General features: G+C 75.3%; 6 protein-coding genes. 2 read left to right on the top strand and 4 right to left on the bottom strand.

Features of this window, described 5'->3' with window-relative positions; genetic code table 11:
* The first annotated feature begins 196 nt into the window (after positions 1-196).
* The gene (locus tag EAO77_RS35490; RefSeq protein ID WP_147992442.1) at positions 197-3,112 is read left to right on the top strand and encodes an AAA family ATPase; all 2,916 of its coding nucleotides are present in this window, start codon (positions 197-199) and stop codon (positions 3,110-3,112) included.
* Positions 3,113-3,218: 106 nt separating this feature from the next.
* On the opposite strand, the gene EAO77_RS35485 is transcribed toward EAO77_RS35490, so the two are convergent.
* The 4 genes from EAO77_RS35485 to aztA all read right to left on the bottom strand — a co-directional run bounded on the left by EAO77_RS35485 (position 3,219) and on the right by aztA (position 8,798).
* A complete protein-coding gene (locus EAO77_RS35485) occupies positions 3,219-4,739 on the bottom strand; it encodes an ATP-binding cassette domain-containing protein (protein ID WP_147992441.1) in 1,521 nt (506 codons plus the stop codon).
* Positions 4,736-7,432, bottom strand: a complete 2,697-nt coding sequence (gene lanKC / locus EAO77_RS35480; protein WP_147992440.1) for a class III lanthionine synthetase LanKC — start codon at positions 7,430-7,432, stop codon at positions 4,736-4,738. Before lanKC ends, EAO77_RS35485 begins: the two co-directional genes overlap by 4 nt.
* A gap of 215 nt (positions 7,433-7,647) precedes the next feature.
* Positions 7,648-7,758, bottom strand: coding sequence for a class III lanthipeptide (locus EAO77_RS39110; protein ID WP_187283560.1), 111 nt, complete (start codon positions 7,756-7,758; stop codon positions 7,648-7,650).
* A gap of 296 nt (positions 7,759-8,054) precedes the next feature.
* Positions 8,055-8,798: a zinc ABC transporter ATP-binding protein AztA gene (aztA, locus tag EAO77_RS35475; RefSeq protein ID WP_147992439.1), complete on the bottom strand. Its 744-nt coding sequence runs from the start codon at positions 8,796-8,798 to the stop codon at positions 8,055-8,057.
* A 14-nt stretch (positions 8,799-8,812) separates the two neighbouring features.
* Here aztA and aztB point away from each other — a divergent pair.
* On the top strand, positions 8,813-9,704 hold an 892-nt coding region (gene aztB, locus EAO77_RS35470), incomplete at its 3' end, for a zinc ABC transporter permease AztB (RefSeq protein WP_147992438.1).

Below are 9,704 nucleotides of genomic sequence, written 5' to 3'. Positions count from 1 at the left end.
TGGCCCGGGAGGCGGGGGCGCGCCCGCCCCTCGCCGGGCCTTCGGCCCCGCACCCGTGCGACGGCGCACGGCACCCGGCGCCCCCGCCTCCCGGGCCACGCGCCCGTCCCCGCACCACCGTGCCGGCGCCCCCGGGCACAGCACCGTCGGCCGTTCGACGCCGCACCTTCGGTTCCCCACGCACCAGGAGAGGCAGATGATGACGAAGCCCGATGCCCCCACCGACGCGACGACGCCCCTCGCCGGTGGCCCCCCGCCCCGGGGGGAACTCGTGGGCCGGGCCGCCGAGACGGCGCGCATCGGGGCCGCGCTGGCGGCGGCGCGGGCCGCGCGGGGCGTCGCGGTGGTGGTGACCGGGGAGCCCGGCGTGGGCAAGACCCGGCTCGCCGCCGAGGCCCTCGCGGAGGCCGAGCGGGCGGGCATGGCCACCGCCAGGGGGCGGGCCGGCACGGTCGGGCCGGCGGTGCCCTACCGGCCGCTCGTCGAGGGGCTGCTCTGCCTGACACGCACCGGCGCGCTCCCCGGCCCCGGGGGGACGAACGCCTGCGGGCCCCAGCTCGCGGCGCTGTTGCAGGGCACCCACCACTCCGCGTCCGGGCCCCTGTCCCCCCTGCTGGTGGCCGAGTCGGTGCTGCGCGCCCTCGCCGTCGCCGGACGGCGGCGCGGATGCCTGCTCGTCGTCGACGACCTGCAGGAGGCCGACGCTGCGACGCTGGCCGCTGTCGAGTACCTGCTCGACCACATCGGACGGCACCCCGCCGTGCTGCTGCTCGTGGCGGGCCGTGAACCGGGCGCCGCGCGGGACCTCATCGCCCGGGCCCGCCAGCGCGGCGCCGCGGCCGTCGTCGACCTGTCACCGCTCCGGCGCGACGCCGTGCGCAGCCTGCTCGCCGCCGAACTGGCCGTCACCCCCGAGGAGATCGGCCCCGCGCTGCTGGACCGTGCCATGGCCGACAGCGCCGGCCTCCCCTTCGTGCTGGGGGAGATCGTCCCTGCTCTGGCCCGCGCCGACGCCGCCGCCCCGGCCCTGCCGCCCGCGCTCGCGGACAGCGTCGGACGCCGGACGGCGCGCCTCGGCCCGCACGGCGCCCAACTCCTGCACACAGCAGCCCTGTTCGGGCAGCGCTTCCCGCTGGCGGCGGTGCAGCGTGCGTCGGGGTGCGGCGACGACACGCTGGCCGCGGCGCTGCGCACGGCCACGGCCACCGGGCTGGTGGTTCCCGACACGGCGAGCGCGGGGTGGTGGGCCTTCCGCCATCCCCTGGTCGCCCCGGCCGTGCTGGCCGGCCTCGGCCCCGGCGAGCGGGCGGGTGCCGCGCGCCGCGCGGCGGACGCGCTGACGGAGCTCCACCCGGGGCTGCCCGGCCCGTGGTGCGCCCGCGCCGCCGACCTGCACGGGCAGGCGGGGAACACCGGGGAAGCCGTCCGGCTGTACTGCGAGGCGGCCGCCCGGGCGAGTGGCGAGGGCGCGGTGGACCGCGCGCTGGACCTGCTCACCCGTGCGTACCGGCTGACCGGCCCCGCCCCCGCGGCAGGGGCGCACGCCGGCGTGCTGGAGCAGCTGCTCGACACGTCCGTCGCCGCGGGGCGCCTGGACGCCGTGCCGTCCGGCGCCGCCGCCCGTGCCGGCGCCCACGACCTGCCGGCCGGCCGCCGGGCCGGCCTGCACGCGCGCTTCGCCGAGGCCGCCGCGCTCGCCGGTCGGCCCGCGGAGGCCGTCCGGCACATCGACATCGCCCGGCTGCTGCTCGGTGACCGGCCGGACGACGCCCACCGCGCCGTCGTCGACGTCGCCGCCGCCCATGTGGAGCTCCACCGCCTGACGCCCGACCGGCTCGTCACCGCCGCCGCGCTCGCCCGCCGGGGCGCCGAGGCCGCGGAGCGGGCCGGTCTGCCGGACCGGGCCGGGCGGGCGCTGCTCCTGCTCGGACGGCTCGCGGCGGAACGGGACGAGGCCGCGGCGACCGCGTACGTCCTGCGGGCGTGTTCGATCGCCCACGCCCACGGGCTGCCCGCCCTCCGGGCCGCAGCCGATCTCCGGCTGGCACGGCTGGCGGCCGCCCGGGACGGCCGCCCGGGGCCGGTCGACGAGGCCCGGGACGAGGCCCGGCGCGGCGGTGTGCTGCCGCCCGCCCTGGACGCCGACTTCGCCCTCGCCCTGGAGCAGGTCCGGCGGGGCGAGTTCAGCGCGGCCGCCGAGCGCGTCCGGGAGGCGGTGGGCGACGCCGAGCGCCTCGGGCTGGGCGCCTGCCTGGCGCGGATGCGGCTGGCCGACGCGGTGCGGTACGCGCACCAGGGCCGGCGCGCCGAGATGGAGGAGGCCCTGGACCGGCTCGGCCCGCTCGTCGACGCGGCGCCGGGGGTGCGGGCGATGTCGTACGGACTGGCGCGGGCGTTCTGCTCGCTGCTGGAGGACGCGCACGACGCCGCCGAGCGGGAGTTCGCCCAGGCGCTCGCCTACGACACGGAGAATCCCGCCACCGGCGACATCGGCCGGCACGGCATCGTCCTGCTCCTGGGCGTGGTGGCCGGACGCATGGGCCGCCGCCATCACGCGGAGGTGGCCCGGGCCGGAGCCGGGGGCACCCGCTGGAACCGGCAGTTCGTCTCCCTGGCGGACGCCGTGCTGCTCGGCCGGGAGGGCCGCCCCGGTGAGGCGTCCGCGGCGGCCAGCGCGGCCCTCGCGGCGGCCGAGCCCTACCCCACGGCGCGCAACCTGTGTGTGCGGCTGGTCGCGGCGGCGGCCCACCGGGACGGCTGGGGAGCGCCGGTCGACTGGCTGCGCGAGGCGGAGGAACACTTCCACACGGCGGGTCTGCGCACCGTCTCCGGCGCCTGCCGGGCACTGCTGCGCCGGATGGGCGCCCCCGTACGGCAGCGGCGCGCCGGGGACGCGCAGGTGCCCCGGGAACTGCGGCGGTGCGGCATCACCGTCCGGGAGTTCGAGGTCGCCCGGCTGGTGGCGGAGCGGATCGGCAACAAGGACATCGCGGGCCGGCTGCACATATCGCACCGCACCGTCGAGAAGCACGTGGCCAGCCTGCTCCAGAAGACCGGCCACCCCAACCGCGCGGCCTTCGCCTCCGCCGCCCGGGCGGATCCGGCGATCTGACGGCGCGGGCCGCCGCGAGCGCGCCGACCGGGGCCGGTCCGCCGGATCCGCGGCCCGGGGCGCCGGGGCCGGCCGTCCCCTGCACGGCCGGCCCCGGCGCCCCCGCTCAGGTGACCGCCCCGGCCGCCGCCAGGGTGACCACACGGTCGAAGCGGACGTCGAGTGCGTCGTCGCCGTGGTGCACGACCAGCAGCGCGCGGCCCGCCGTCCGCTCCTCGATCGTCCGCAGCACCAGGTCCCTGCCCTGTTCGTCGAGGTTGGCGAACGGCTCGTCCGCCAGATACACGTCCGCCTCCTCGCACAACAGGGCCGCGATGCCGACGCGTTGCCGCTGGCCGGACGACAGCTCCGACGGCAGCTGCCCGGCCAGGCCGTCCAGACCCAGCGCCGTGCGCAGCCGTTCGTCGGCGACCAGGTCGCGCACCGGAAGCGGTGGCAGGTTCACCGGGGCGGTCAGGCTCGCCACCGTGGCCGGCAGGGTGACCCGGCCGCTGTCGGGCGCGAGGGTCCCGGCGACGATGTGCAGCAGTGTCGTCTTCCCGCAGCCGTTGGGTCCGCGCAGCAGCACGTGCTCGCCGGGCCGCAGCTCGAAGTCCTCGATGGCCACCTCGGCCCCGTCGCCGTACCCGACGCGCGCCCCCGTCACCGAGACCAGGGCGCCCTTCTCGTGGTACGCCGGCATGCCGGCGTCCCGCAGGGACTCGATCCGGGTGAGCACGGCGGAGCTGCGCCGCACCTGCGGAATCATGTTGACGAGGTCGAAGATGCCGGTGACCGCCCGCCACAGCGAGTTGACGAAGGCGAGGAAGCTGCCGAACGACATCCGGCCGGAGAAGACGAAGAACGCGCCGATGACCATCGAGGCGGTGTCCGACAGGTTCATGATCAGGTCGCTGAGGGTCCGCTGCCGCAGCGCCAGCCGGTAGTTGACGAAGGTCAGTCCGAGGAAGCCGCCGAGCGCGTCCCGGTTGGCCGCGCGGGCGCCGGGCAGCAGCCGCGGCAGGCCGCGGAGCGCGTGGAACGCCTCCAGTGTGCCGGTGAGCCGGTTGATGTACCGGGCCTCCGCCTCGCGCTCCGGCTCGGTGTTGTCCTCGATCCGCCGGGCCAGCCGGTTGCTCACCAGCACCAGTGGCGGCACGATGACCAGCAGCACGAGGCTCGCCTGCCAGGACAGGTAGAGCAGCACGCAGAGGAAGACGAACGACGCGACGGCCCCGCGGGCGATACGGACGCACAAATCGACGGCGGGCAGCACGCCCTCGTGGACGTCGTTGTGGATGCGGCTGACGTACGAGGCGTTGCCCGCCTGCGACATCCTCCGCCCGTCCTGCCCGAGGGAGCGTTCGAGCAGCTCCGTCTCCAGGACCAGCACGAAACCGTTCTCGAACCGCTTGCGCCACCAGGAGATCGCATAGCCGGCGAGGTTCAGGGACAGCCCGAGCACCAGGTAGCCGGCCCCCAGCCACAGGAACCGCCCGAAGTCAGCGGTCACGATCGCCTGGTCGAACAGCGCCTTCAGCAGCAGCGGATGCACCAGGGCCTCGACGCCCGCCGTCGCCGCCTCCGCGGCGGCGATCAGGACGAACGGCAGACGGTGCCCGCGCAGGGTGTGCCACAGCTGCTTCACCGCGTCACCTCGTCCAGCAGGAAGCCGGGCGCGCCGCCGTTGTTCACCCGGTGGAGCACCCTCAGCACGCCGGCGGAGCCGGTCAGGTAGTCGCAGGAGCAGCGCAGCAGCCCCTCACCGGGGACGCCCAGCGGCGGCGGCCCGTCACCGCGGGGCACGCCGAAGCGCTCGCCGGGCTCGAAGAGGAACGCCCTGCGGACGAAGTCGAGCTGGCGCAGGGCCGTGTCGCGGTACGACCGGTCGCCGGTGAACCGGGCGGCGTCGAGCAGGGCGTCGGCCACTCCGGTGATCCCGAACGCGTACCCGGGAAGCACCGCGTGGGTGAAGTCCAGGCCGCGCAGGATCGTCCGGGCGCCGTCGAGGTCTCCGTAGCGCAGCAGTACCTGGGCCACTCCCGCCGAGCCCACCTCGATGTACGGCTCCATGGTCCCCTCGTGCTCGAACATGAGCGGTCCGTCGTCGTCCAGGGGCTTCGCGTGCGCCGTCTCCCAGGCCAGCGCCTCCCGGCCGAGCCGCAGATACGCGTCCTCCCCGGTGACCTGGTGCATCCGCAGCAGGAACAGGGCGACCCCGGCCTGTCCGAAGCCGAGGCCGGTCAGCGGCCCGTCGGACGAGAAGTCGTTGAGCCAGAACGCCCGGCCGCCGTCGCGGTGCACGGTGTCGCGCAGCACCTCCGCGCAGACCCGGGCCGCGGCGAGATGACGCGGGTCGCCGGTGCGCAGGTGGAAGCGGAGATCGGTCATCCCGACACCGGCGAGGCCGTAGTAGTAGGTGTGGTCGCCGCGGTCGGGCGCCCGCCGGTTCGCCTCGGCGAGCATCTGCCGTGCCGGGCCCTCGATGCCGAGCGAGTCGGCCGCCCAGGCGATGCCCGCGAGGCCGCTCATCAGGCCGTCCGGGTACTCCGCCGTGTCGATGCGGGCCAGCTCTCCGTGGAGCCACCGGCGCCATGCGGGCCGCGGCGGGATCCCGGAGGCGTTCAGCGCCCACAGCACACCGCTCGCGCCGAAACCGAGGCTGAGCGGGTTGGTGATGTGCGCGAACGGGTCCACCGGGAAGAGCGTCGCCCGCCGGGTGTCCGCCGCCGCCTCCACGAAGGCGGCCACCCCGGCCTCCGCCCGTGCCAGCAGGGCCGGCACACCGGCCGTGGAGGGCCGCCGCGGCACCCGGACCCGGGCGAGGAGCCCGTCCTCGTGCTCCAGCTCCGCCAGCGCGTCGGTGAGGGTGATGCGGGCGGCGGCCAGGTCGGTGAGGAGGCGGTGGATCCGCTCGGGCCAGCCCAGGCCGTCGACGAAGATGCGGTAGGTGTCGAAGATGTCCTCGCGCAGGTACGACATGGCGGCGATCGGGAAGACGAAGTACGCCATCGTGGTCGCCAGCGCGAACAGGTCGCCCTCGGTCCCGAACGCCTCGTACCGGCTCCGGGAGAGACTGAACCCGGGGGTGAACAGCTCGACGGGCCGGGTCAGTCCGTCCTCGTCGCCGTCCTCGGTCCCGGCCAGCCGGCATGCCTCCAGGTCGACGACGGTCACGGCCCAGGTGCCGGGATCGACCAGCAGGTTGGCGGCGGTGAGGTCGCCGAGGATCACCCCGCGCCGGTGCGCCGACCGGACGGCGCGCGCGAGGCCGCGGAAGACGGTGACGAAGATCCGCAGGAACTCCCGGGACTGCTCGACGTCGAAGCCCGGCCGGGCGAGCGGGTTGCGTTCCAGGAGCACCGAGCGGATGTCGGAGCCCTCGACGAACTCCTCCGCGATGAAGTGGTGTTCCCAGTGGCTGAACCGGGCCACCGGGACCGGGAAGGAGCCGGTGTCGGCCAGCCGGGTCAGGAACATCCACTCGCGGGCGAGGATGTCGACGGCGTCGTGGCCCTGACGCGGGTTGCAGTTGGTGTGCGGGCGGGCCTCCTTGAGGACCACCCGGCGGTTGTCCCGCTCCGTGTCCTCGGCGGTGTACACCCCGCCGCTGTTGGAGAACTGGATGGCCCCCGTGACCCGGAAGCGGCCCCCGAGCAGCTCTTCGCCGCCGGCCCCGCCGTCGGTCTCGTCGTCGGGCTTCCAGTCGGCGAAGGGCCACGGCACCCACCACGGCCGGGCGTAACCGGGTCGCCGGTCGTCCGGGACAGGACCGTCCGGCCCCGTGATGTGCGCCACGCGCCGGCCGAGGACGTCCACGGTGTGGGTGTCCAGGAACTGGCCGTAGCGGAAGTACAGCGCCTTGCTGTCCCGGTAGCGCAGGTCCGAGAGGACATAGGCGCCCTCCGTGCCCTCCAGCAGCCGTGCGAGATCCGCCAGGCACGCCCGGAACGCGGTCTCGTCGGGCGGGTAGACGGTGACGAGCTTGCCGCCGCTGCCCCGCGCCATCGCCTTGGAGTTGAGCATCTCGAAGATGTTGAGGTCGAGGGCGATCTTGAAGTCGAGCCCCTGCTCCGTCAGACGGCCGATCACGGCGCCGGCCACCTCGCGGGCGGAGTCCACGCTCGCCGACACATGGATCTTCCAGCCCTGCGCGGGCAGTTCGGGGTCGTGCCGGTGGCTCCACCAGATCCCGCTGCGGACGAAGCGCGCGCGCGTCCGCTCGTCGAGCCCGGCCAGGAAGTCGTCGTCGGCCGGTTCGTAGTCGACGTCGAGCGGGTCGAAGAACAGGGAGTCGTTCCAGGCGAAGAGGAAACGGTTGACCCAGCGTTCGTCGCGCATGTCAGCCTCTGTGTCGGTCCGAGGGAGCAGCCGGCGGCTGCCGGGAACGGGGTGGTGCCCCGGAATGCGGCAGGAAGCGGCAGGATCCGCGCGGGGGCAGGTGCGCGCCCCCGCACGGATCGCCCGTGCCGTCCGTCCGGCGCGTGCCGCGGCTCACCGCCCCGGCACCCCGGGGCCGCTCACCGTCCGGCCCGCTCCGGACGCGACGGCTCGGATCAGTTGGGCTTCGTGGTGCAGCAGTTGCTGCCGCTGCTGGTCACGCTGATCACGGCGGCCCTGCTGGGAGTGGTGCTCGGCTGCAGGTTCTGGAGCTTGAGGACGCTCATCCTGGACACCTCCTGGGTGGTCGACTGCGCGGGTCGCGCGCTCGGTGCCGGGGCCGTGGGGGCCGATCGGCATGCCCGAGTCAATGTCATCGGCGCCACTCGCACATGAGCGTCCGGCCCCCGTCATCGCCGCGCGGTGCCCCCAGGCGCACGCGTTCCGCGGCGGGGCCGAATGGTGGTGGTCCGCACCCATCCCGGGGGGCGGGCGCCCGTGACGAGCAGGCGAACGCCTCCGACGGGCGCGGATCCGCACGCGTCACGGGCGGCGGGCGGCGGTGCGCAGGCGGGGGCCGTCCTCAGACGGGGTACCGGATGCCGGTGAGCGCCGACGCCGTCAGCACCTGATCGGGACGGCCCTGGGCGGCCAGGCGTCCCTCGTGGAGCAGCAGACAGTCGTCGGCCGCGCGTGCGGCCGCCAGGTCGTGGGTGGCCTGGACGACGGTCACGCCGTCGGCGGCCAGCCCGGTCAGCAGCGCGGCGATGCGTTCCCCGGCCTCCGGGTCGAGCCCGGTGGTCGGCTCGTCCAGGAGGAGCAGATCCGAGCCCTGGGCGAGTCCCTGGGCGATCAGGGCGCGCTGGCGCTGTCCGCCGGAGAGTTCGCCGAGCTGGCGTGCGGCGAGGGCGGTGATGCCGAGACGCTCCATCGCGGTGTCCACGCGCGCGCGGTCCTGCCGGGTCAGCCGGCGCCACGGGCCGCGCTCGGCCCACCGTCCCATCTCCACGGTCTGGCGGACCGTCAGCGGCAGTGTGTCCCCGACGGCTGCGCGCTGCGGCACGAAGGCCGGCGGCACGGGGCTGCCGTACGCGATGTCTCCCGCGGCCGGATCGATCACACCGGCCAGGACGCCGAGGAGTGTGGACTTGCCGCTGCCGTTGGGACCGACCACCGCGGTGATGGTGAACGGCCGTATGTCCGCGTCGATCCGGCGCAGGACGGGCCGCCCGGGATAGCCGGCGCTCAGATCCGAGACACGCACCCGGGGGGCCGGGGCGGCGGAGGCGCCGAACAGGGGTGAGGGTTTGTTGAACATGATTGTCATTGTAGTGTGGCGTCATGGAGTGGCTGACAGCCCCCTTCGAGGCGACCTTCGTGCAGAGGGCCCTCTGGGGCGGATTTCTTGTGTCGATGATCTGCGCGATGGCCGGTACCTGGGTGGTCCTGAGGGGGATGGCCTTCCTCGGGGACGCCATGTCCCACGGGCTGCTGCCCGGCGTCGCCCTGGCCGCGCTGCTCGGCGGCAACCCCCTGCTGGGGGCGGCGTCGAGCGCGGCGGTGATCACCGTCGGCGTCACCGCTCTGCACCGCACCCCGAAGCTCTCCCAGGACACCGGGATCGGCCTGCTGTTCGTCGGCATGCTCTCGCTCGGTGTGATCATCGTGTCCCGCTCGCAGTCCTTCGCCGTCGACCTGACCGGCTTCCTCTTCGGGGACGTCCTCGCCGTCCACGAAGGGGACCTCCTCCTGCTCGCGGCGGCCCTGGTGCTCGCGGCGGCCGTCTCGGTCCTCGGTCACCGGGCCTTCCTGGCCCTCGCGTTCGACCCCCGGAAGGCGCGGACCCTCGGTCTGCGTCCCCGTATCGCCCACGCCGCGCTGCTCGGGCTGCTGGCCCTGGCCATCGTCGCCTCGTTCCACATCGTCGGCACCCTGCTGGTCCTCGGGCTGCTCATCGCGCCGCCGGCCGCCGCCCTGCCCTGGGCGCGCAGTGTGCAGGGCGTCATGGCGCTCGCGGCCGTCCTCGGTGCGACGGCCACCTTCCTCGGGCTGCTGCTCTCCTGGCACCTGAGCACCGCGGCGGGCGCGACCGTGTCCGGCGTCGCGGTGAGCCTGTTCTTCCTCTCCCACCTGGCCTCCGGCCTCCGCCACCGCCGTACCCGACCGGTCGCCACCCCAGCCCCGGCGACCGGTCGGGTACGGCGGTGGCGGAGGCCGGAGGCCAGGTGGGAGA

The sequence above is a fragment of the Streptomyces sp. T39 genome (genome assembly GCF_008042045.1).
In the GTDB taxonomy this organism is placed as follows: Bacteria; Actinomycetota; Actinomycetes; order Streptomycetales; family Streptomycetaceae; genus Streptomyces.
The sequence above is the reverse complement of the archived record's forward strand: the minus strand, read 5'-3'. Positions and strand labels throughout refer to the sequence as shown.

Excerpts from the sequence above, each read along its gene's own strand:
- EAO77_RS35490 (WP_147992442.1), top strand. The coding sequence starts at position 197 with ATGATGACGAAGCCCGATGCCCCCACCGACGCGACGACGCCCCTCGCC.
- lanKC (WP_147992440.1), bottom strand. The coding sequence starts at position 7,432 with ATGCGCGACGAACGCTGGGTCAACCGTTTCCTCTTCGCCTGGAACGAC.
- EAO77_RS39110 (WP_187283560.1), bottom strand. The coding sequence starts at position 7,758 with ATGAGCGTCCTCAAGCTCCAGAACCTGCAGCCGAGCACCACTCCCAGC.
- aztA (WP_147992439.1), bottom strand. The coding sequence starts at position 8,798 with ATGACAATCATGTTCAACAAACCCTCACCCCTGTTCGGCGCCTCCGCC.